Source organism: Pseudomonas sp. Root401, from assembly GCF_001425105.1.
GTDB classification, from domain to species: domain Bacteria; phylum Pseudomonadota; class Gammaproteobacteria; order Pseudomonadales; family Pseudomonadaceae; genus Aquipseudomonas; species Aquipseudomonas brassicacearum.
In genome coordinates this window covers 132124-155507 of the sequence record NZ_LMDO01000004.1, presented here as the reverse complement: position 1 = coordinate 155507, position 23384 = coordinate 132124, and the positions used below count along the sequence as shown (strand labels likewise).

Here is a 23384-nt window from a genome sequence, read left to right as displayed (position 1 = left end):
CATTAACCGCTGGCGTGCACAGTGGCAAAAACGATCAGAGGGTTGCCCAATGACCAGCGCCGAGCTCGCCAGACCCAGCCGCAAACAGCGTGTTCGCACCCTGTGGATTTCCGATGTGCACCTGGGTACCCGGGATTGCCAGGCCGAGCACCTGTCGCAGTTTCTCAAGGGCTACCACGCCGACAAGATCTACCTGGTGGGTGACATCATCGACGGCTGGAAACTGCGCGGTGGCATGTATTGGCCCCAGGCCCACACCAACGTCATTCGCCGCTTGCTGACCATGAGCAAGCGCGGCACCGAAGTGATCTACGTCACCGGCAATCATGACGAATTCCTGCGGCGCTATTCGAAGCTGATCCTGGGCAATATCCAGTTGGTGGACGAAGCGGTGCACGTCACTGCCGATGGTCGGCACCTGTTGGTGATCCATGGCGACCAGTTCGATGTCATTACCCGGTACCACCGTTGGCTGGCGTTCCTCGGGGATTCGGCCTACGAGTTCACCCTCACGCTGAACCGCTGGCTCAACCATTGGCGGGCCCGTTACGGCTACGGCTACTGGTCGTTGTCGGCGTACCTCAAGCACAAGGTCAAGACCGCCGTCAGCTTCATCAGCGATTTCGAAGAAGCCATCGCCCATGAATGTGTGAAGCGCGAACTGCATGGTGTGGTCTGCGGGCATATCCACCATGCCGAGATGCGCATGGTGGGCGAGGTGGAATACCTCAATTGTGGCGATTGGGTCGAATCCTGCACGGCGCTGATCGAGCACTGGGACGGGTCGATCGAGTTGTATCGGTTGGCGGAGGCCCAGGCGCGCGAAGCGCAGCTGAAAGCACTGAAAGTCGCCGAACCTGCTTGAGCCCGTAGGAGCTGACGAGTGCAACGAGGCTGCGATCTTTCCCCTGACGCTTGAGTCTCAAGCGAAAGATCAAAAGATCGCAGCCTCGTTGCACTCGTCAGCTCCTACAAGGCCGGTGTGTCAGCCATCGCCGCCTTGTAGATCGACTGCTTCGGCGCGGCAAACACCCTTTCGAGCATCGGCTCGAAGAAACTCAACGGCAGGGTGTCGTACTCGGGATCGAACGCCGCCGCGTCATATTTCGCACAAAAGTCGACGGTCGCCTGGTACTGCGGATGTTCGAAAAACTGCTCTCGCAGGTGTCGGTCCATGCCCAGGTGATGGAAGAAGTAGTAGCCCTGGAAAATCCCGTGTTTTTCCACCATCCACAGGTTTTCGGCACTGACGAAGGGCTTGAGGATCGCCGCGGCGATGTCCGGGTGGTTATACGAACCCAGGGTGTCACCGATGTCGTGGAGCAGGGCGCAGACCACGTATTCCTCGTCCCGCCCGTCACGGTAGGCGCGGCTGGCGGTTTGCAGGGAATGGGTCAGGCGGTCCACCGGGAACCCGCCGAAATCACCGTCCAGCAGCTTCAAGTGGGCCAGGATCCGCGCCGGCAATTGCCGGGCGTAGGCGCTGAAATCGGCTGCGATGATCGCCCAGTCTTCCTGGGTGCCGTCCTGCATGTGGGTAAAACGTGCATGAGTGTTCATAGGCAATCCTTTGGCTAGAACGCCACCTTGCCCAGCAGCATGTCGCGGTACATGACGAAATCGCCGAGCAGGCTGTAGAGCGGATGCTGGAAGGTGGCGGGACGGTTTTTTTCGAAGAAGAAGTGCCCGACCCAGGCAAAGCCATAGCCGGCCACCGGCAGGGCGAGCCACAGCCACCCGCTACCCACAACGAGGGCCATGACGAACACCAGGATGACCAGGGAGGTGCCGATGAAATGCAATCGTCGGCAGGTGCTGTTGCTGTGTTCGCTGAGGTAATACGGGTAGAACTCGGCGAAGGTATTGAATCGTTTGGCATTTTCCAAGACTGCAGGCTCTTTGGTTATTGTTCTGGCAACCGATAAATCCAGCGGCTTACTTTGAGTCTAGAGCGATCACTTGCAACAGCCAGTGACAATGGGCGCCACTTTAGTATCCTTCGCAAATCCAGCCGTACCCTGCGGCTCGTCATGCAAGTAAAACGTCATGAACGAACGAACGACTTCTTCAAGCTGGGCGATGGGGATTGTCAAGGCGTTGGAAATCGACGGCCTGGATTGTCGGGTGCTGTTCAAGCAACTGGGGCTGGACTTTGATGCGCTGGACGATCCGGATGCACGCTTCCCCCAGGACTCGATGACGCGGCTCTGGCAACGGGCGGTGGAATTGTCCGGTAACCCGGCCATTGGCTTGAACATGGGTAAAGTGGTGCGCCCGGCCTCGTTCCATGTGGCGGGCTACGCCTTGATGTCCAGTCGCACGCTGGCGGAGGGTTTCCAGCGACTGGTGCGATACCAGCGGATCATTGCCGAAAGCGCCGACTTGAGTTTTCGTCGGTTGGAAGAAGGCTATGGGCTGATCCTGACGGTGCATGGCGACCATCTGCCCCCCACTCGCCAAAGTGCCGAAGCGTCCCTGGCCTGTGCGTTGGCCCTGTGCAACTGGCTGACCGGGCGCACCTTGCACCCGGTAAAAGTGTTGTTCCAAGGCACCGAACCCCTGGACCCGGCGCCTTATCAGCGAGCCTTCTGCGCGCCGCTGGTGTTCGGCGCGTCTTATGACGCGCTGATTTTTCAACGGGCCGACATGGAGGCGCCGCTGCCGACGGCCAACGAAGCCATGGCGCAGTTGCATGATCGGTTTGCCGGTGAGTACCTCGCGCGTTTTTCGGAAAGCCGTGTGACCCACAAGGCGCGACAAGTGTTGTGCCGACTGTTGCCCCAGGGCGAGCCCAAGCGTGACGTGGTGGCGCAGACGCTGCACCTGTCACAGCGCACCCTGCAGCGGCGCTTGCAGGAAGAGGGCACCAGTTTCCAGAGTTTGCTTGAGGACACCCGTCGCGAATTGGCCGAGCAGTACCTGGCGCAGCCGGGCATGACGCTGCTGGAGATCGCCTATCTGCTGGGGTTTGCCGACCCGAGCAATTTTTTCCGGGCCTTCCGCCGCTGGTTCGACGCCACGCCTGGCGAATACCGGGCACGGTTGGCGAGCCAGCCTGAAGCGGTCAGTGACGCCAGAACGCCGGGATACACAGCACGAACACCGTGATGATCTCCAGTCGGCCCAGCAGCATGCCTCCTGACAGAATCCACTTGGCGGCGTCCGGCAGCGGTGCGAAGTTGCCGGCCGGCCCGATGGTTTCCCCCAGCCCCGGGCCGACGCCGGACACGGTACTGGCCGCACCGGTCAGCGCCGTCATCCATTCCACGCCCAGCAGCGACAGCAGCAGGGCGATCACGCAGATGGTGATGGCGAAGAAGAACGAGAACGTAAGGATCGAGCGGACGATCTCCTCATCGAGGCGATGACCGTTGTATTTCTGCTTGATCACCGCGCGGGGGTGGATCAGTTGATTAAGGTTGGCCCGCAGCAGGATGTAGGCGACCTGGAAGCGAAAAATCTTGATCCCGCCGGCCGTCGAGCCTGAACAACCGCCGACGAACCCCAGGTAGAAAAACAGCATCAGTGAAAAATTGCCCCACAGGCTGTAGTCGCCGAGGGCAAAACCGGTGGTGGTGACGATGGACGTCACGTTCAGCGCCACGTGCCGCAGCGCCTCCAGCCAATGCAGGTCGGTGGTCGCCCAATACCAGGTGCCAAGCACCAGCCAGGTCACCAGCAACACCCCGATGAGCCCCTGGACCTGCTGGTCCTTGATCAGTGCCCGGCGATTGCCCCGCAACATCGAGACATAGAGGGCAAACGGCAGGCTGCCGAGGATCATGATGACAATGATGACCCAGTGCACGGCCGGCTGGGTCCATTTGGCCAGGGACAGGTCCGAGGTGGAAAAACCGCCGGTGGAGATCGCCGACATCGCGTGGTTGATGGCATCGAACAGGCTCATCCCGGCCCACCAGAGCGCCAGGGTGCCGAGAATGGTGATGCCCACATAGGACGCCACGATCAGCCGCGCCACCATGTGGGAGCGGGGCATGACTTTTTCCGAGCGGTCCGACGATTCGGTCTGGAACAGCCGCATGCCACCGATGCGCAGCAAGGGCAGGATCGCCACCGCCATGCCGATGAAGCCGATACCGCCGAGCCAGTGCAGCAGCGAGCGCCACATCAGGATGCCCGGGGACATGCTGTCCAGGCCACTCAGGACGGTGGCGCCGGTGGCGGTGATGCCGGACATGCTTTCGAAAAACGAGTCGGTGTAGCTGATCTTCTGGGTCAGCAGGAACGGCAGCGCGGCAAACACACATACCACCAGCCAACTGCTGACGGTCAGCAGGTACATGTCCCGAGGACGCAGGTGGATGTGTTCCGGGCGTCCAGGAAGAATCAGGGCCAGGCCGGCAACAAAGGTGATCATGCTCGACCAGAGGAAAGACGGCAGGTCGCTGGTGCGCTCGTAGATCAGCAGCGTGGCCATGGGCACGACCATGAAGATCGCCAGGGTGATCAGGAAGATGCCGATGATGAAACCAATGATCCGCAGGGTCGGCAACGCCATGAAGTCCGCTCAGGCTGAAAAGGAAGGGCGCCATTCTACCCGTGGCAAGCGCCCTGTAAACCGGCACCCGGCGCCGAGTGGGCGCCGGGCCGCGGAATTTGCGCTAACGAACTCGCCGCACAGCCACTAGAATAGCCGGACATTTTTTCAGGAGGTGGCCGATGCAGGCTCTCGACGCTTTGCTCAACCGTGTTTCCGTCCCGCGCCTGGTGGACCCTGCCCCCACGCCGGAGCAGCGCGAGCTCATGTTCGCCGCAGCCATGCGGGCACCGGATCACGGCCAGTTGCGGCCCTGGCGTTTTTTGACGGTCGAAGGGCAGGCGCGCAATCGCATGGGCGAACTGCTGGCCGAAGCTGCGCGGTTCAATGACCCGCTGGTACCGGAAGCCGTCGTGGAAAAGGCCCTCAACGGCCCATTGCGCGCGCCCCTGGTCGTGGTGGTGATCGCCCGTCTGCAGGACCATTTCAAGATCCCCAAATCCGAGCAATTGCTGGCGGCCGGCTGCGCGGCCCATGGCATCTTGTTGGCGGCGTATGCCCAAGGGGTTGGTGGCGTTTGGCGCACGGGTGAACTGGCGTATTCGCCGCATGTGGCCAGGGGGCTTGGCCTTGAGGACGGGGAAGAGGTGATTGGTTTCCTCTACCTGGGCACGCCGCAGAAAGAAGCGCGCACGGCGCCGAAGGTGGAAACCGCCGAATTTGTCAGCGAGTGGACAGGCCTGTAGGAGCTGCCGAGCGAAGCGAGGCTGCGATCTTTCCCCAGACACTTGAGTCTCAAGTGAAAGATCAAAAGATCGCAGGCTTCGCCAGCTCCTACAGCGTGTGCTCCTACTTGCAAACGTCAGCAATCGCCTCGGCCAGCAGGTCCAGGCGTGTGGCGTCGATGCCAGCCACGTTGGCCCGGCCGGTGCCGACCATGTAGACGCTGTGGCGCTCGCGCAGATGCTTGACCTGTTCTGGCGTCAGGCCGGTGTAGGAAAACATCCCGCGTTGCACGCCGATATGGGCGAAGCGCTCGCGCAAGCCATGGGGTTCGAGGGCCTCCAGCAAGCCGCTGCGCAATTGCGCGATGCGCAGGCGCATGGCCTGGACTTCATCGGCCCACAGGCTCTTGAGTTCCGGGTTGCCGAGAATGGTCGCCACCACGGCCGCACCATGATCCGGTGGTGTCGACCACAGGTTGCGGGCAATGTTTGCCAGTTGGCTGCGGATGTCCACCAGCTTCTCGGCATCCCGGGCACAGACGATCAGTGCACCCGTACGATCGCGGTAGAGGCCGAAGTTCTTCGAGCAGGAACTGGTGACCAGCATTTCCGGCAGGGCCTGGGCAAACAGCCGGACCGCCCAGGCATCCTGCTCCAACCCATCGCCGAAGCCCTGGTAGGCGAAGTCGATCAGCGGTAGCAGGTCGCGGCTGCGCACCACCTCCAGCACCTGACGCCATTGCTCATGGGACAGGTCGAACCCGGTGGGGTTGTGGCAACAGGCGTGCAGCAGCACTACATCACCTTTGGGCGCCTGGTTCAGGGCCGCCAGCATTGCTTCGAAATCCAGGCGGTTATCAGCGCCCACATAAGGGTAGTGACTGACCTTGACCCCGGCCGCGGCGAAAATGGTTTCGTGGATCGGCCAGGTTGGGTTGCTCAGCCATACGCCACGGCCCGGCAGGCATTGAGCGATGAAGTCGGCACTCAGGCGCAGCGCACCGGTGCCGCCCGGTGTCTGGGTGGCGCCGGCACGTTTTGCGCTGATCAGCGGAGAGTCGGCGCCCAGCACCAATTCGTTGATCAACTGGCCGAATGCAGCGTCGCCGTGGCCGCCGATGTAGGTCTTGGTGGTCTGGCGATCCACCAGCCATTGTTCAGCCTGTTTCACTGACTGAAGAATCGGCGTCAGGCCCTGGGCGTCCTTGTAGACCCCCACGCCCAAGTCGAACTTGCTGGGATTGCTGTCCGCCCCGTAGGCCTCCATCAGGCCTAGGATCGGGTCGCCGGGCACCCGGCCGATGGCATCGAAATGCATTACTTGCGGCCCTCGGCGGTCTTGGCCACGTCATCGGTGCGGGCGGCCATGATGAAGTCGTTGCGGTGCAGGCCCTTGATGGAGTGGCTCCACCAGGTCACGGTGACTTTGCCCCATTCGGTGAGCAGGCCAGGGTGGTGGCCTTCGGCCTCGGAAATTTCACCGACAGCGTTGGTGAATGCCAGGGCGTGCTTGAAGTTCTTGAACAGGAAAATTTTTTCCAGCTGCATCACGCCGTCGCGCACTTCGATGTTCCAGTCGGGGATCTGCTTGATCAGTACCGGCAGTTCTTCGTCGCTGACTTGTGGGGCGTCGGCGCGGCAGGCTTCGCAATGGGCTTGGTTCAGAGTGTTCATGGTGTGTTCCTGGATCGAATTTTTGAAAACGTCGATGCACCCACGCTAAAGCAAAGCCGCGTTGTGCAACAGACTCAATTGAGATTAAAAGACGCGGTTCACGCAGCCTTTGGTGGGAATTTCGGGGCGTGCAAGCCCAGTTCCCGACCGCGCTTGACCATGCCCATGATGTCTTCGTGGGCCAGGTCGAACAGGCGCTTGAGCTCGGGCAGCACGAAATACACCGGTTGCAGGATGTCGATGCGATACGGCGTGCGCATGGCTTCCAGTGGATCGAAGGCCTGGTGCTCGGGCTCGTCGGACAGGCAGTACACGGTTTCCTTGGGCGAAGACAGGATGCCGCCCCCGTAGATGCGCCGGCCCTGCGGGGTTTCCACCAGGCCGAACTCGATGGTCATCCAGTACAGGCGCGCCAGGTAGACGCGTTCTTCCTTGGAAGCCTGTAGGCCGAGTTTGCCGTAGGTGTGGGTGAATTCGGCAAACCAGGGGTTGGTCAGCAATGGGCAGTGGCCGAAGATCTCGTGGAAAATGTCCGGTTCTTGCAGATAGTCCAGCTCTTCGCGGGTACGAATGAAGGTCGCCACCGGAAACTGTTTGCTGGCGAGCAATTCGAAAAAGGTCTGGAAGGGGATCAAGGCCGGTACCCGGGCGACTTGCCAGCCCGTGGTCGCGCCCAGCACTTGGTTGATTTCGCCCAGTTGCGGGATACGGTCGTGGGGCAGGCCAAGCTTGTCGATGCCGTCCAGGTATTCCTGGCACGCACGGCCTTCGATGACTTTCAGCTGGCGGGTGATCAGCGTGTTCCACACCGCGTGTTCTTCAGCGGTGTAGTGGATAAAACCTTGCGCATCGGGCTCGCGGGCCACGTACTGCGTCTGCTTCATGCTGCTCTCCTGCTGATTTCCCTCTGGGGGAAGACGTGTTGTTGTTATGTCCAGCGATGTATTAGAGATAACTCGAAGCGGGGAGATGTGCAGCACTCTGACAAAGGTGGGACAGGTGAAAGAATGGCAAATTCGTAAAGTTTTCGTTACGAATTGACGGGTGTACCGATGTTGTCGGGATTTTCAGGTGGGAATCTGCCTACAGCTGTCACATAATCTTGACGATTATTTCCGCTGCCGGTCAGAAAACCTCAAGGCAAAGGCCGTGCTGCGCCGTAGGAGCTGCCGAAGGCTGCGATCTTTTGATCTTGATCTTTTCGCTTGGGATTCAACTGTCTGGGAAATGATCGCAGCCTCGCTTCGCTCGGCAGCTCCTACAAGCGAGAACAAGCTCCCTTGCCACGAATTTCCAATACACATCGGGCCTTTTCATGCGCATCAAAGTCCATTGCCAGAACCGCATCGGCATCCTGCGGGACATCCTCAACCTGTTGGTGGAGTACGGCATCAACGTCGCCCGGGGGGAGGTGGGTGGCGAGCATGGCAACGCGATCTACCTGCACTGCCCAAACCTGATCAACATCCAGTTCCAGGCGCTGCGTCCGAAATTCGAAGGCATTGCCGGGGTATTTGGCGTCAAGCGGGTAGGGCTGATGCCCAGCGAGCGTAGGCACATGGAACTCAACGCCTTGCTCGGCGCCTTGGAATTCCCGGTGCTGTCCATCGACATGGGCGGTTCCATCGTTGCGGCCAACCGGGCGGCGGCGCAGTTGCTCGGGGTGCGAGTGGACGAGGTGCCGGGGATTCCCTTGTCCCGCTATGCCGAGGATTTCGACTTGCCGGAACTGGTGCGGGCCAACCAGTCGCGCATCAATGGCCTGCGGGTCAAGGTCAAGGGCGATGTGTTCCTGGCCGACATCGCACCACTGCAATCGGAACACGACGACAGCGAAGCCATGGCCGGTGCGGTGCTGACGCTGCACCGGGCCGACCGGGTGGGCGAACGTATCTATAACGTGCGCAAACAGGAGCTGCGCGGCTTCGACAGTATTTTCCAGAGTTCGAAGGTCATGGCGGCGGTGGTTCGTGAGGCCCGGCGCATGGCACCGCTGGACGCGCCGCTATTGATAGAGGGTGAAACCGGCACTGGCAAGGAGCTGCTGGCTCGCGCCTGTCACTTGGCGAGCCCGCGCGGGCAATCGCCATTGATGGCGCTCAACTGTGCCGGGCTGCCGGAGTCCATGGCTGAGACCGAGCTGTTCGGCTATGGGCCGGGGGCATTCGAAGGCGCTCGGGCCGAAGGCAAGCTCGGCCTGTTGGAATTGACCGCCGGGGGAACGCTGTTCCTCGACGGTGTGGGGGAGATGAGCCCGCGCCTGCAAGTGAAATTGCTGCGCTTCCTGCAGGACGGTTGCTTCCGGCGTGTCGGCAGCGATGAAGAGGTGTACCTGGACGTCAGGGTAATCTGCGCCACCCAGGTCGATTTGTCCGAACTCTGCGCCCGGGGCGAATTCCGTCAGGATTTGTACCACCGTTTGAACGTGCTTTCCTTGCACATCCCACCCCTGCGCGAATGCCTCGATGGCCTGGCGCCGCTGGTGGAGCATTTCCTCGACCAGGCCAGCCGCCAGATCGGCTGCGCCCTGCCCAAGCTGGCCCCGGCGGCGATGGACCGTCTCAGTCACTACCACTGGCCGGGCAATGTCCGGCAATTGGAAAACGTGCTGTTCCAGGCCGTTTCCCTGTGCGATGGCGGGACGGTGAAGGCCGAGCATATCCGCTTGCCGGACTACGGCGTGCGTCAGCCCCTTGGCGATTTTTCCCTTGAGGGGGGGCTGGACGAGATCGTCGGACGCTTCGAGAAAGCCGTGCTGGAGCGCCTGTACTCCGAGCACCCGAGCAGCCGACAACTGGGCAAGCGGTTGGGGGTTTCCCATACGACCATTGCCAACAAGTTGCGTGAGTACGAAGTCGGCAAAACCGAGTCATAGCTATTTATCTGTTGTGTTTTTGCTGGCCCCATCGCGAGCAAGCTCGCTCCCACAGGGTTATCCAAATGCACACAAACCCGGTGAGCCCTGAAGATCCAAAGTGGGAGCGAGCTTGCTCGCGATGGCGGCGGTGGCCATTGCCCAAGGACAAGCATTGCCACCAACCGGCACGACACCGCCGGTTTTTCGTCTTCGATATATTCCCATAATCCCTTCCAGTCCCCCCAAGCCCTTTGTTTACCGGGTCCATCAGCGCCAGAAAAAAGTTGGTCTGCAAATTGCTTAAGGCTGTGCAACACAGCAGTGGGCGGCAAACGTCCGGCATGCAGAGGAACGACAGTGGACAAGTACCTTTATGTGGCAATGACCGGCGCCAGCCAGAACGCACTGGCGCAGCGGGCCCATGCCAACAACCTGGCGAACATCTCCACCAACGGTTTTCAGAAAGACCTGGAACAGGCGCGCTCGATGCCTGTATTCGGTGACAGCTTTCCGGCGCGGGCCTTTGCCATGTCCGAACGGCCTGCCACTGACTTCACCCCGGGTGCGCTGGTGGAAACCGGTCGCGACCTCGACGTCGCGGTGAGCGGGCCGGGCTGGATGGCCGTGCAGAACCCTGACGGCGGTGAAAGCTACGTGCGCACCGGCAGCCTCAATGTTGACGCCCTGGGCGTGCTGCGCGCCGGCAACGGCATGCCGGTGATGGGCAACGGCGGTCCGATCGCCGTGCCGCCAGAGCAGAAAATCGAAATCGGCCAGGACGGCACCATCAGCATCCGCGCCATGGGCGAAGGCCCGCGGGTGATGGCTGAAGTGGACCGCATCAAGCTGGTCAACCCTGACCTCAAGAACATGACCAAGGGCCTGGACGGCTCGATCCGGACCAAGGACGGCCAGCCGGCGCCCATCGATGCCAACGTGCAGTTGGTGTCGGGTTTCCAGGAAGCGAGCAACGTCAATGCCGTGGATGAGATGACCTCGGTGCTGGCCCTGGCCAAGCAGTTCGAGCTTCACGTCAAGATGATGAACACCGCCAAAGAAGGCGACGAGGCCATGGCTCGGGTCTTGCAGATCTAACCATTAACTAAAGCGTCGCGCCGAAAAACAGGCGTACGAGGAGAATCGAATGCTTCCGGCTCTATGGGTTGCCAAAACAGGTCTGTCCGCCCAGGACACCAACCTTTCTACTATTTCCAACAACCTGGCGAACGTTTCGACCACGGGTTTCAAGCGTGATCGCGCCGAGTTCCAGGACCTGCTCTATCAGGTAAAACGCCAGCCTGGCGCCCAGTCGACCCAGGACAGCGAACTGCCGTCGGGCCTGCAAGTGGGTACCGGTGTACGCATTGTCGGCACCCAGAAAAACTTCAACGCCGGCAGCCTGCAGACCACCGAGCAGCCGCTGGACATGGCCATCGACGGTCGCGGTTTCTTCCAGATCCTGCAGCCGGACGGCACCACGTCCTACACCCGTGACGGTACGTTCCACCTCGATTCCAATGGCCAGATCGTCAACGCCAGCGGTTTCGCCCTGGAGCCGGCCATCATCATCCCGAACGATGCCCAGACCTTTACCGTGGGTCGCGACGGCACCGTGTCCATCACCATTGCGGGCAACCCGGCCTCACAGGTGATCGGCAACCTGCAGACCGCCGACTTCATCAACCCGGCCGGCCTGCAAGCGGTGGGCAACAACCTGTTCATGGAGACCGCCGCCAGCGGCGCGCCGCAAGTCGGCACTCCGGGCTTGAATGGTTTCGGCACCACGCTGCAGAACACCCTGGAAACCTCCAACGTGAGCACCGTTGAGGAAATGGTCAACATGATCACCACCCAGCGCGCCTACGAGATGAACTCCAAGGTGATCTCCACCGCCGACCAGATGCTCTCGTTCGTTACGCAGAATCTGTAATCACGTCGCAACGTCCGTCATCACGTAGACAGGGCGGCCCCAGGGTTGCCTGCAACACCAAGAGGTAGGGTCATGAAACGCTTCGTATCTGTTCTGGCACTGAGTGGCATCACCGCACTCGCGGGCTGTGTCGCCCCGACACCCAGGCCCAATGACCCGTATTACGCTCCGGTGTTGCCGCGCACGCCGTTGCCGGCTGCCGCCAATAATGGCTCGATCTACCAGGCCGGCTTCGAGCAGAACCTGTACAGCGACCGCAAGGCCTTCCGGGTCGGCGACATCATCACCATCACCCTGAACGAGCGGACCCAGGCCAGCAAGAATGCCAACTCGCAAATGGACAAGACCAGCAATACCAGCGTTGGCCTGACCTCGCTGTTCGGCTCCAGCCTGACCACCAACAACCCGATCGGGGGCAATGACCTGAGCCTCAACGCCGGCTACAACTCTGACCGTGCCACCAAGGGCGACAGCAAGTCCGGCCAGAGCAACAGCCTGACCGGTTCGATTACTGTGACCGTCGCCGATGTGTTGCCCAACGGCATCATCGTCGTGCGCGGCGAGAAGTGGCTGACCCTTAACACGGGTGACGAACTGGTGCGTATCGCCGGCATGGTTCGCGCCGATGACATCGCCACCGACAACACGGTTTCGTCGACTCGGGTGGCCGATGCGCGCATCACCTACTCGGGCACCGGTGCCTTTGCCGATGCGAGTCAGCCGGGTTGGTTCGACCGTTTCTTCCTCAGCCCGAAGTTCCCTTTCTAGGTGGCCCAGTTGAATCTTAAGCAGCTGTTGCTCGGTGCCCTGGTAATGTCGGCAGCCTTTACCGCTCAAGCCGAGCGTCTGAAGGACATTGCCAGCATTTCCGGCGTGCGTTCCAACCAGTTGATCGGCTACGGCCTGGTCGTGGGCCTGAACGGCACCGGTGACCAGACCACCCAGACCCCGTTCACCTTGCAGACCTTCAACAACATGTTGTCGCAGTTCGGCATCAAGGTGCCGGCAGGTTCCGGCAACGTGCAACTGAAGAACGTCGCGGCGGTGTCGATCAGTGCCGATCTGCCGGCGTTCGCCAAGCCTGGCCAGCAGGTGGATATCACCGTCTCGTCCATCGGTAACTCCAAGAGCCTGCGTGGCGGCACCCTGCTGCTGACGCCGCTCAAGGGTATCGACGGCAACGTCTACGCCATCGCCCAGGGCAACCTGGTGGTGGGCGGTTTCGATGCCGAGGGACGTGACGGTTCGAAGATCACCGTCAACGTTCCGTCGGCCGGTCGCATCCCTGGCGGTGCGTCGGTGGAACGTGCAGTGCCGAGCGGTTTCAACCAGGGCAACAGCCTGACGCTGAACCTCAACCGTTCCGACTTCACCACCGCCAAGCGTATCGTCGACAAGATCAACGACATGCTCGGCCCAGGCGTGGCCCAGGCCATCGACGGCGGCTCGATCCGCGTCACCGCGCCACTGGATCCGAGCCAGCGGGTCGACTACCTGTCGATCCTGGAAAACCTCGAGGTCGACCCGGGCCAGGCGGTGGCGAAAGTCATCATCAACTCGCGCACCGGCACCATCGTGATCGGCCAGAACGTCAAGGTTTCCCCGGCCGCCGTGACCCACGGCAGCCTGACCGTGACCATCACCGAAGACCCGATCGTCAGCCAACCGGGGCCTCTGTCCAACGGCCAGACCGCCGTGGTGCCGCGCTCGCGGGTCAATGCCGAGCAAGAAGCCAAGCCGATGTTCAAGTTCGGCCCGGGCACTACCCTGGATGAAATCGTCCGGGCGGTGAACCAGGTCGGCGCGGCGCCGGGCGACTTGATGGCGATCCTCGAAGCCTTGAAGCAGGCCGGCGCGTTGCAAGCCGACCTGATCGTGATTTAAGGGGCGAGCCATGGATATGCGCAAGGGCGCTTTGATCAGCGGGGATTCGGGTTCCTACTCGGACCTGAACCGTCTGAACCAGCTCAAGGTCGGCGACAAGAACAGCGACGGCAACCTGCGTAAAGTGGCTCAGGAATTCGAGTCGCTGTTTCTTGGCGAAATGCTCAAGTCCATGCGTTCGGCCACCGAGGCCTTGGGCAAGGACAATCCGATGAACACGCCGGAAGCCAAGCAGTACCAGGAAATGTACGACCAGCAGTTGGCCGTCTCCATGTCCCGCGAGGGCGGTGGTATCGGCCTGGCCGATGTGCTGCTGCGCCAGATGTCCAAGAACAAACCGCTGGCTTCCGGCGAGGCCGCCACGTTGTCGGCCGCCAAGCAGCAGGAGGCGCTGGACAAGGTCGCCAAGGCTCCGGTGCCCACGCCAGTGGCCGCCGGAACGCTGCCTGACGGACCTTTATCGCGCAGCAACGGCCAGCGTCCGCTCTGGGCCTCGCGGGCCGTGAGCGCGCCGCAAGGGTCCGAGGGCGTCCACCGCAACGACATGGAACTGCTCAACCAGCGTCGCCTGGCCCTGCCGCCGAAACTGGCCGACCGCCTGCTCGCTGGGCTGGTGCCTTCGGCCGCGGCCAACGCCGATGTGCCTGCGCAGAACGTCCTGACGGATCGCGCCATCGCCGCCGTCAAACCGGCGACTGGCGAACTGGCCAATGGCGACTGGCTGGCCGCGCTCAAGGCCGCCGAGCCGAAAGGGGACATGCAGGTCTATGGTCGCGCCGTGGCCCAGCCACCGCTGGCACCGGCGCGCAAGGCCTTCCGCGATGCCGATGAGTTCGTCAACGCGATGCTGCCAATGGCCAAGGAAGCCGCCGACCGCATCGGTGTCGATCCACGCTACCTGGTGGCCCAGGCCGCGCTGGAAACCGGTTGGGGCAAATCGGTCATGCGCCAGCCCGATGGCAGCAGCAGCCACAACCTGTTTGGCATCAAGGCCAGCAAGAACTGGACGGGCGATTCGGCGCGGGCGATCACCAGCGAATTCCGCAATGGCGCGATGGTCAAGGAGACGGCCGAGTTCCGTTCCTATGCCTCGTACCGCGACAGTTTCCATGACTTGGTCAACCTGCTGCAAAGCAACAGTCGCTATCAAGATGTGCTGAAGTCGGCCGATAACCCCGAACAGTTTGTACGCGAGTTGCAGAAGGCCGGTTACGCCACCGACCCGAACTACGCCAATAAGATTTCGAACATAGCCCGGCAGATGACGAGTTACCAAAACTACGCATCGGCTAGTGCCACCACGACTTTATAAGGTCTGAACCATGAGTTTGCTCAATATCGGGATGTCGGGTCTGTCCGCAAGCCAGTCCTCGTTGATGACCACCGGTAACAACATCGCCAACGTCGATACCGCTGGTTATTCGCGTCAGCAGACCGTGCAGACCACCAAGGCGTCCAACCAATACGGCAATGTGTTCATTGGCACCGGCACGACCCTGGCCGATGTGCGCCGGGTGTACAGCAGCTATCTCGATGCGCAGTTGCGAACCTCCACATCGCTCGACAATGACGCGCAGATCTACCTGGGGCAAGCTTCACAGGTGGACAAGCTGCTTTCCGACAGCGGCACCGGCGTGACCAAGACGCTGCAATCTTTCTTTGCGTCTTTGCAGACGCTGGCGGGCAACTCCAACGACACAGCTGCGCGCCAGGCGTTGTTGACCAATGCCCAGGGATTGAGCAACCGTTTTAATGCTATCTCCCAGCAGTTGACTCAGCAGGGCACCTATATCAACGACCAGTTGGGCTCTATGGCAGAGCAGGTCAATAAGCTGGCGGCCACTGTTGCGTCCTACAACCAGAAAATCAGCGAGGCCACCGGGTCTGGTGCCGGTGGCATGCCCAATGATTTGCTGGACCAACGCAATGAGGCCGTGCGCCAACTGTCTGCGCTGGTGGGCACGCAGGTGACCGAAACCGACGGGCGGATGGATATCTACTTGGGCAGCGGCCAGCCATTGGTTATCGGCAATACCGCCAATAGCTTGCAGGTAGCGGCTGACCAAAGCGACCCGACCCGCTCCGCGCTCATCATGACGCGTGGCAGTTCGACACTCGACATCACGTCCGTGACGAGCGGCGGCCAGATTGGCGGCCTTTTGCGCTATCGCAATGAGGTGCTGACACCAGCGGTCAACAGCCTGGGTCGCATCGCCATGGTCGTCACCGATCAGGTCAACCGGCAATTGGGCCAGGGCCTGGACCAGAACGGTAACTTTGGCGCGGCATTGTTCAATGACATCAACAGTGCCGCGGCCATCAGCCAGCGCAGCATTGCCAATGGCAACAACAACCCTGCGTCCGGCAACCTGAACGTCACCATCAAGGACACCAGCAAACTGGCGGCCAGTGATTACCAAGTCACTTTCACCAGTGCAACGGGCTATAGCGTGCGTCGCTTGTCGGATAACACCGACATGGGTGCGTTCACCCTGGGCGCGACGCCTGCACCGGTCATCGACGGCTTCAGCCTGAGCCTCAACGCCGGTCCGGTAAACGCCGGTGACAGTTTCAAGATTACTCCGACTCGCAGTTCTGCCTCGGACATGACAGTCGTCATGACCGATGCCAAGACCTTGGCCACCGCCGCCCCGCTGACGTCCACCAAAGCCTCGGGCAACGATGGCACCGGCGCCATCGGCCAGCCGACTCTGAGCACTGTTCTGGACGTGTATGATCCGGTCCAGCGCCTGGAAGTGCAGACAGCGGTCAAGAATTCGATGCCGATTCGCCTGCTCATGACCAGTGCGACCGCCTATGAAGCCTTCGACGCCAAGGGCAACAGCATCGGCACCGGCAACATCGTACCTGGTCAGAACAATGACCTGAGCATTTCGGTGCCGTACATCGACGGCGGCGGTGTCGCCAAGACGTTCAGCGTAGCGATGACTCTGAGCGGCAGTCCGGCTGCGGATGACAGCTTCAATATCGCCATGACCACGGCCAGCAGCACTGACAACCGCAACGCTCAAGCGTTGCTCGGCCTGCAAACCAAGGCCACGGTTGGCGCCAATGCCACTAGTCCCGGCGTGAACTTCACCGATGCCTACGGCGCTCTTGTTTCATCGGTCGGTTCCCAGGCCAAGCAAGGCCAGCTCGATGCCACGGCTACCGGTACCATCCTGACTCAGGCGCGCAATTCCCGCGACTCGATGTCGGGTGTCGATCTCGATGAGGAGACCGGCAACCTGGTCAAGTACCAGCAGTACTACTCGGCCTCTTCGCAGATCATCAAGGCTGCGCAGGACACCTTCAACACTTTGATTAATGCCCTTTAAGGAGCCGTGAGACATGCGTATTTCTACTGCTCAGTACTATGCGACGACGGCTGCCAACTATCAGCGTAACTTCAACAACTTGGTTAAGACTGCTGAACAGGCCAGCAGCGGCGTGAAACTCGAAACCGCAGCGGATGACCCGGTTGGTGCGGCCCGCCTGCTGCAGCTCGATCAGCAAAAAGCCATGTTGGGGCAATACACCACCAATATCAGCGCTTTGAATACGGCCCAGGCGCAGGAAGAGGCGGTGCTGGACAGCATCAACAACGTGTTGCAGAAGGTCAGCGAGCTGGCGGTACGTGCCGGTGGCGGTTCATTGAACGATGACGACCGCAAGTCCATTGCCGCCGAGCTCGGTGCATCCGAAGATCAATTGCTGAGCCTGATGAACAGCAAGGATGCCAATGGCAAGTTCATTTTTTCCGGTGCCAGCAACAATACCGAGCCCTTTGTGCGCAACAGCGACGGCACTTACAGCTACCAGGGTGACCAGACTCAACTGCAATTGAAGATCGGTGACTCGATGTCCCTGGGGCTCAACGATACCGGTTGGGATGTATTCCAACAGGCGATCAATGCCAGTCGCAGCTCGACCACAATGACCGCGCCGGCAGTTGATGATGGGCGTGTGGCCCTGTCGGAAGGCCTGGTGACTTCCGCTCCGAGTTTCGATGCGAATTTCCGGGGCGGCCAGCCCTACACCTTGTCGTTCACCAGCAGTACCCAGTTTGTAATCACCGATGCCTTGGGCAATGACGTGACCGCAGAGGCGAGCCAGGGCGGAGTATTCGACCCGAAGAAGGAGGGTGGCTCCGACATCAACTTCCGTGGCGCGGTGTTCAAGCTCGATATTACTTTCCAGGCGGGTGACAACCCTGCCGACGCTGCCAGTGCTGATGCAGTGATTGCCGGTCACAGTTTCCAGCTGGCGGCCAAGCCCGACAGCTTCGTCGCCAACCGCGCCCCGGGTAACGGGTCGACGGCAGTGATCGGCCAGGCTTCGGTAACCAACGCAGCGGATTACAAGAGTTTTTTCCCTGAAGGCGGGGCTGTCCTGAAGTTCACCAGCCCGACAACGTTCGACCTATATGCCCGTCCACTGACCAATACCAGTACTCCGGTCAGCTCCGGAACCGTGGCTGCCGGCGTGGCGACTGCGGCAGGTGTCAGCTTCACCTTGGGGGGCGGCGCGCCCGTTGCCGGTGACCAGTTCGATATAGCGGTCAATACCCATCAGACCCAGAACGTGCTGGATACCATCAGCCAATTGCGTCAGGCGCTGAATACGCCGACCCAGGGTAATGCGGCCGCACAGCGCCTGCTGGAAGACACCATTGCGTCATCCATCGCCAACCTGAGCAATGCCAAGAACCAGGTCGACCTGGCACGTGGCGCCATTGGTGCCCGGGGTAATGTGATGGACATGCAGAGCGATCAGAACCAGAGCACCAGCCTGATCAACGATTCGACCCAGAACGGAATCAAGAACACCGATCCGGCAGAAGTGCTGACCCGCCTGACCTTGCAGCAGACGATGCTGCAGGCCGCACAGCTGGCTTTCTCGAAGATTTCTCAGTTGGGCCTGTTCAATAAGCTTTGAGTAGGTCTTGACCGCTCGCGGCCAGCCCCTGTCACAGGGGGCTGGCTTTTTTTTGGGGGGGATTTTAGGGTGTGGCAGGGCGGAGCGAGGCGCTATCGTGGCCACAAAATCAAATAAAGCATCGATCCCTGAGTGACCCGTCAGTCAAAACGCGCATCTTCACTGTATCCTGTCTGCGGGCGGTGAAGGTGGTGGGGCCGTTTGAGTCCCGACGTTGCCTCCTCTGGGGGCCCATTCCTGACTGTAGACGCCCTCGATTCAGCGAGCGGCGGTGTTCAGCTGTTTATTATTGGGAAGCCATAATGATTGGCATAAAAAATATAGCGAGTTACGTGCCGGCGGCCGGGGTTGACAACTACGCCCAGGGTGCAAAGTTCGACAAGGACGAAACCTTCATCCTTGGCAAGATTGGCTCGGCGTTTTTGCCGCGCAAGGGTGCAGAGCAGGAAACTTCCGATCTGTGCGTTGAAGCCGTCAATGCACTGTTTGCCGCCAGTCCTGAACTCAAGCGTGAATCCATCGACTGCTTGATCGTTGTCACCCAGAACGGCGATGAAGAAGGCTTGCCGCACACGGCAGCAATCGTTCAGGACAAACTGGGTTTGCCGACCCATGTCGCCGCTTTTGATATTTCCCTGGGCTGTTCCGGCTATGTGTACGGCATCTATGCCCTCAAGGGCTTCATGGAAGCGACAGGGTTGAAAAATGGCCTGCTGGTGACCGCCGACCCGTACTCCAAGATCGTCGATCCGGAAGATCGCAACACCACCATGCTGTTCGGCGATGCTGCCACTGCGACCTGGATGGGCGAAAACGCTATCTGGCAGTTGGGCAAGTCGAAGTTTGGTACTGATGGTTCCGGCGCGCCGCACCTTAAAGTCAGCGACGGTGTGTTCTTCATGAACGGTCGCCAGGTTTTCAACTTTGCCTTGCTGAAAGTCCCGGCGCATTTGCATGAGTTGCTGGATGAGTCGAATCTGCAGGCTGGCGATATCGATGCCTTCTGCATTCACCAGGGCAGCGCAGCCATTGTCGACGCTGTGGCGCGCCGCTTCGATGAGGGCGGTTCGGCAACGTTCGTCAAGGACATGCTCGAGACCGGGAACACGGTGTCCTCGAGTATCCCGCTGTTGTTGCAGAACCATGTGTTCGATTCAAAATGGACGCGCGTGGCCATCAGCGGCTTTGGTGTCGGTTTATCCTGGGGCTCGGCGATTCTTTATCGCGGCTGACCCTTACCGCCTGGCATCGGCATGGCAAACGCCCGGTAACGCAAGTTACCGGGCGTTTTGCGTTTTTCTGGCGCCAAAGAATAGCTCTAAATCCTTGAAAATAAAGGGCTGGCAAGCTGCCACTAAAAATTTCCAAAAAAACCCTCAAGCAAAGCACCTTGACGACGATAACTAGTATGTAGGTTCTCTAGGCCACACCCGACGGATGTCAGGGCCGGAAGCCGCAGTATCCATCCAACGAGGATTTCGTCATGGCTTTAACAGTAAACACCAACATTGCATCGCTGACCGTTCAGAACAACCTGAACAAGGCTTCCACCGCTCAGCAAACTTCGATGCAGCGTCTGTCTTCCGGTCTGCGTATCAACAGCGCTAAAGACGATGCCGCTGGCCTGCAAATTTCCAACCGTCTGACCAGTCAGATCAACGGCCTGGGCACTGCCATCAAGAACGCCGGTGACGGTATCTCCATCGCACAAACCGCTGAAGGTGCGATGCAAGAATCCACCAACATCCTGCAGAAAATGCGTACCCTGGCCCTGGCTTCCGCTAACGGCTCGCCAAGCGCCGATGACCGTAAGTCGAACAACTCCGAATACGCCGCTCTGACTGCCGAGCTGAGCCGTATCGCTACCACCACTACTTTCGGTGGTCGCAAGATCCTCGACGGTTCGTTCGGTACTACCGCTTTCCAAGTGGGCGCCAACGCCAACGAAACCATCAACATGAGCCTGGGCGACGTGTCGGCCAACAACATCGGCTCCCAGCAGCTGAAAAGCGTGGCCATCGCGCCAAACGCTACCGGTGTTGGCGCTGGTGCGATCGCTATCACCGGTGGTGGCCAGACGGCTAACATTGCTATTGCTGCCGGTCAATCCGCCAAGGCTACCGCTGCCCAACTGAACGGCGCAGTCGGCGGCCTGTCGGCTACCGCCAGCACTGAAGTACGTTTCGGCGTGAACACTGCTGCCATCACTGGTGCCGCTCCTGGTACTGCGAACTTCAGCATCCAGGTAGGTTCGGGCACTGCGGTCAACCTCGTCGGCGTAACCGACACTGCTGGCCTGGCTGACCAACTGAAGTCCAACGCCGCCAAACTGGGCATCAGCGTTAACTTCAACGCCACCACCAACAACCTGGAAATCAAATCCGACACGGGTGAGAACATCATCTTCGCCGGTGCTGACGCTAGTGCACAGGCTGGTATCACTGTTGCTGCCAAAGACGGTGCAGGTACCTACGGTGCAGGTGTTGCTGCTACCGCCGCTGCTCTGCAGGTGACTGGTGCCGTTTCCCTGAACTCCACCAACAGCTACTCGATGAACGGTGCTGGTGCAACTGGTTTGTTCGTAGCCGCCGGTACTACCGTCAGCTCGGCCAAGACCGTCGTCAGCAACACTGACGTGACCACAGCAGCCAACGCGCAAAACGCGGTTGACGTGATCACCCAGGCCATTGCCAACATCGACTCCCAGCGTGCTGACCTCGGTGCTGTACAAAACCGTTTCGACAGCACCGTGGCTAACCTGCGCAGCATCTCGGACAACTCCACCGCTGCTCGTGGTGTGGTCCAGGACGTAGACTTCGCGTCGGAAACCGCTCAGCTGACCAAGCAACAAACCCTGCAACAGGCTTCGACCGCGATCCTGTCCCAGGCTAACCAGCTGCCATCCGCTGTACTGAAGCTGCTTCAGTAATCCTAGCGCTTGGTGATTGACGGAAGGGCGCGTTTACGTGCCCTTTTGTCTTTTCCGTGATGAGGTGATCTAGCATGGACATGAGTGTCAAGTTGAATCTGTCTTATCCGGCCGTTGCTCCTCAGGGTGTAACGCCGATGGTGGTTGCAAAGCCGGACCAGCCCAAGACTGAAGTCGTTGCGCCATCGAACGCCGAACCCAAGCGCGAGGACTTGGAAAAAGCCGTGACCGATATTCAGGAGTTCGTCCAGGCTGCGCAGCGCAAATTGGATTTCTCCATTGATGATTCCTCTGGACGGATCGTGGTTAAAGTCATCGCCACCGAAACGGGTGACGTGATTCGCCAGATCCCTTCGGAAACCGCGCTGAAATTGGCGCAAAGTCTGTCGGACGCCAGCAACCTGTTGTTCAACGACAGGGTCTGAGCTGGCACGAATATTGTTGTTGTCGTTGATTAGGCGCTCTCAGTCAAAAAAACGGCAGCCACTGGATAAGGAGAAAGATGATGGCGGGTACAACGGTTAGTGGTATTGGTTCGAATATCGATACTCAAGCGATCGTGGCATCCCTGGTCGCCGCCGAAAAGGCGCCGAAGCAGACGCAGATCAACAACCAGACGCTGAAAGCGACCACCTCGCTGTCGTCGATCGGTAAAATCCAGGCGGCGCTGGATGCTTTCCGTGGCGCATTGGACAACATGAAGACCGCTTCCAGCTTTAGCGGGTTGACCGGTTCATCGTCCGACGAGAAGGTCGCTACCGTAACCACAGGTAATGGTGCGGCAGCCGGTAGTTTTGCGCTGGTAGTCGACAAGTTGGCGACGGCGTCGAAGATTTCCACCAAGGTCTTTGCTGGTGGCGCCTCTTCAGTGGTCAACGCTGGTGCTGCGCCGACTACGCTGAACATCAAGCAGGGCTCCAACACATTCGCCGTCAGCGTTCCCGCCGGCGCGACCCTGCAACAGGTCCGTGATTCGATCAACTCCCAGTACACCAACCAGGGCTTGAGTGCCAACATCGTGACCGATGCCAGTGGTTCGCGCATGGTGCTGACCTCGACGACCACCGGTGTCGGTTCGGACCTCACCCTGACAGGGGATTCTGGCTTGGAAACCGGGACGTCGATCCTGGCGACGCCGCAGAACGCTCAATATAAGCTTGATGGGTTGGTAATGGAGTCCAAGACCAACACGATCGCTGATGCGGTAAGTGGCGTAACCCTCAAGTTGACAGGCGTTTCCGTGGTGCCTTCCGGCGGTACGGCCACACCGACCACCATTGCGGTTGCTGCCAGCGGTTCGACCCTGAAGTCTTCGGTCAAAGGTTTTGTCGATAGCTACAACGCCTTGATCAAGGCTGCTAACGCCGAGACGCAAGTCACCACCAGCGCCGATGGTACTGTGACGTCCGGTGCGCTGACGGGCGATGCCTCATTGCGTTCGATGCTGTCGGCGGTGCGTACCGAACTCAATGCCATGTCGGGCACCGGCCAGTTGAAAGCGCTCTCGCAATTCGGCGTCCAGACCGACCAGAAGACTGGTTTGCTGTCGATCAATGACAAGCTGTTCGATGCAGCCGCGTTGACCAACGCGGCAGACATCAACGGGATCTTCGCTGGCGATACTGGGCTGCTGGCACGCATGAAGTCCGCCACTGACAGCTTCGCCTTGAGCAAGACCGGTGTTTTTGCTGCGCGTTCGGCGAGTCTCAGTGAGAGCCTGACGGATCTGAAGAAGCAGCAGGAAACCCTGGATTCGCGAATGGCCAGCCTGCAGACGAGTCTATCCGCCAAGTACACTGCCATGGACTCCTTGGTTGCTCGGTTGAGGGCGCAGGGTGACAGTGTCATGGCCACGTTGAACGCGCTGAACAAAGCATCGTCAGACGATTGATTCAAATTGAATGCGAAAACCCAGGCCGACTGTCTCAACAGTGCCTGGGTTTTTTCAT

Annotated in this window: 21 protein-coding genes; 15 read left to right on the top strand and 6 right to left on the bottom strand. The window is 60.1% G+C overall.

Annotation, left to right across the window (positions count from 1 at the left end; all coding sequences use genetic code 11):
* Positions 1-49 precede the first annotated feature (49 nt).
* Positions 50-865: a UDP-2,3-diacylglucosamine diphosphatase gene (locus ASC85_RS05345; protein ID WP_057448539.1), complete on the top strand. Its 816-nt coding sequence runs from the start codon at positions 50-52 to the stop codon at positions 863-865.
* A gap of 104 nt (positions 866-969) precedes the next feature.
* Here the strand turns inward: ASC85_RS05345 and ASC85_RS05340 are convergent, their stop codons facing one another.
* Together ASC85_RS05340 and ASC85_RS05335 are read right to left on the bottom strand one after the other, a co-directional pair.
* Positions 970-1560, bottom strand: coding sequence for an HD domain-containing protein (locus tag ASC85_RS05340; protein ID WP_057448538.1), 591 nt, complete (start codon positions 1558-1560; stop codon positions 970-972).
* Between the two features lie 14 nt (positions 1561-1574).
* Complete coding sequence (locus ASC85_RS05335; protein WP_057448537.1) at positions 1575-1886, bottom strand: DUF962 domain-containing protein; 312 nt, start codon at positions 1884-1886, stop codon at positions 1575-1577.
* A gap of 160 nt (positions 1887-2046) precedes the next feature.
* On the opposite strand from ASC85_RS05335, the gene ASC85_RS05330 reads away from it, so the two are divergent.
* Complete coding sequence (locus tag ASC85_RS05330) at positions 2047-3108, top strand: AraC family transcriptional regulator (RefSeq protein ID WP_081001127.1); 1062 nt, start codon at positions 2047-2049, stop codon at positions 3106-3108.
* On the opposite strand, the gene ASC85_RS05325 is transcribed toward ASC85_RS05330, so the two are convergent.
* The gene (locus tag ASC85_RS05325; protein WP_057448536.1) at positions 3065-4519 is read right to left on the bottom strand and encodes a TrkH family potassium uptake protein; all 1455 of its coding nucleotides are present in this window, start codon (positions 4517-4519) and stop codon (positions 3065-3067) included. The genes ASC85_RS05330 and ASC85_RS05325 overlap by 44 nt on opposite strands.
* Positions 4520-4680: 161 nt before the next feature.
* On the opposite strand from ASC85_RS05325, the gene ASC85_RS05320 reads away from it, so the two are divergent.
* On the top strand, positions 4681-5244 hold the full coding sequence (locus tag ASC85_RS05320; RefSeq protein ID WP_046062975.1) for an NAD(P)H nitroreductase: 564 nt from the start codon (positions 4681-4683) through the stop codon (positions 5242-5244).
* 103 nt (positions 5245-5347) lie between these two features.
* Here ASC85_RS05320 and ASC85_RS05315 read toward each other — a convergent pair whose 3' ends face one another.
* From ASC85_RS05315 to phhA, 3 genes are all read right to left on the bottom strand, one after another.
* The gene (locus tag ASC85_RS05315) at positions 5348-6541 is read right to left on the bottom strand and encodes an amino acid aminotransferase (protein ID WP_057448535.1); all 1194 of its coding nucleotides are present in this window, start codon (positions 6539-6541) and stop codon (positions 5348-5350) included.
* Positions 6541-6897, bottom strand: a complete 357-nt coding sequence (locus ASC85_RS05310; RefSeq protein ID WP_057448534.1) for a 4a-hydroxytetrahydrobiopterin dehydratase — start codon at positions 6895-6897, stop codon at positions 6541-6543. Before ASC85_RS05310 ends, ASC85_RS05315 begins: the two co-directional genes overlap by 1 nt.
* Before the next feature lie 98 nt (positions 6898-6995).
* Entirely contained in the window at positions 6996-7781 is a 786-nt protein-coding gene (gene phhA / locus ASC85_RS05305; protein ID WP_013692527.1) for a phenylalanine 4-monooxygenase, read from the bottom strand.
* A gap of 431 nt (positions 7782-8212) precedes the next feature.
* Between phhA and ASC85_RS05300 the strand changes: the two genes are divergently transcribed.
* The 12 genes from ASC85_RS05300 to fliD all read left to right on the top strand — a co-directional run bounded on the left by ASC85_RS05300 (position 8213) and on the right by fliD (position 23326).
* On the top strand, positions 8213-9772 hold the full coding sequence (locus ASC85_RS05300; RefSeq protein WP_024617476.1) for a sigma-54-dependent phenylalanine hydroxylase transcriptional regulator PhhR: 1560 nt from the start codon (positions 8213-8215) through the stop codon (positions 9770-9772).
* Between the two features lie 339 nt (positions 9773-10111).
* Complete coding sequence (locus tag ASC85_RS05295) at positions 10112-10849, top strand: flagellar basal body rod protein FlgF (protein ID WP_003199043.1); 738 nt, start codon at positions 10112-10114, stop codon at positions 10847-10849.
* A 49-nt stretch (positions 10850-10898) separates the two neighbouring features.
* Positions 10899-11684 (top strand): flagellar basal-body rod protein FlgG, encoded by a 786-nt coding sequence (gene flgG / locus ASC85_RS05290; protein ID WP_057448533.1) that lies wholly within the window; start codon positions 10899-10901, stop codon positions 11682-11684.
* A 72-nt stretch (positions 11685-11756) separates the two neighbouring features.
* On the top strand, positions 11757-12452 hold the full coding sequence (gene flgH / locus ASC85_RS05285; RefSeq protein WP_003199049.1) for a flagellar basal body L-ring protein FlgH: 696 nt from the start codon (positions 11757-11759) through the stop codon (positions 12450-12452).
* Between the two features lie 45 nt (positions 12453-12497).
* Entirely contained in the window at positions 12498-13568 is a 1071-nt protein-coding gene (locus ASC85_RS05280; RefSeq protein WP_161798353.1) for a flagellar basal body P-ring protein FlgI, read from the top strand.
* Positions 13569-13578: 10 nt separating this feature from the next.
* Positions 13579-14880: a flagellar assembly peptidoglycan hydrolase FlgJ gene (gene flgJ, locus ASC85_RS05275; RefSeq protein ID WP_057448532.1), complete on the top strand. Its 1302-nt coding sequence runs from the start codon at positions 13579-13581 to the stop codon at positions 14878-14880.
* A 10-nt stretch (positions 14881-14890) separates the two neighbouring features.
* Positions 14891-16906 carry a flagellar hook-associated protein FlgK gene (gene flgK, locus ASC85_RS05270; protein ID WP_057448531.1) on the top strand — a complete coding sequence of 672 codons (2016 nt, stop codon included), beginning with the start codon at positions 14891-14893 and terminating at the stop codon, positions 16904-16906.
* Between the two features lie 13 nt (positions 16907-16919).
* A complete protein-coding gene (locus tag ASC85_RS05265; RefSeq protein ID WP_057448530.1) occupies positions 16920-18506 on the top strand; it encodes a flagellar hook-associated protein 3 in 1587 nt (528 codons plus the stop codon).
* 302 nt (positions 18507-18808) lie between these two features.
* On the top strand, positions 18809-19738 hold the full coding sequence (locus tag ASC85_RS05260; protein WP_057448529.1) for a ketoacyl-ACP synthase III: 930 nt from the start codon (positions 18809-18811) through the stop codon (positions 19736-19738).
* Between the two features lie 251 nt (positions 19739-19989).
* The gene (locus ASC85_RS05255) at positions 19990-21435 is read left to right on the top strand and encodes a flagellin N-terminal helical domain-containing protein (protein ID WP_057448528.1); all 1446 of its coding nucleotides are present in this window, start codon (positions 19990-19992) and stop codon (positions 21433-21435) included.
* 74 nt (positions 21436-21509) lie between these two features.
* Positions 21510-21860: a flagellar protein FlaG gene (locus tag ASC85_RS05250; protein ID WP_038858647.1), complete on the top strand. Its 351-nt coding sequence runs from the start codon at positions 21510-21512 to the stop codon at positions 21858-21860.
* Positions 21861-21940: 80 nt separating this feature from the next.
* On the top strand, positions 21941-23326 hold the full coding sequence (gene fliD / locus ASC85_RS05245) for a flagellar filament capping protein FliD (RefSeq protein ID WP_057448527.1): 1386 nt from the start codon (positions 21941-21943) through the stop codon (positions 23324-23326).
* Positions 23327-23384 lie beyond the last annotated feature (58 nt).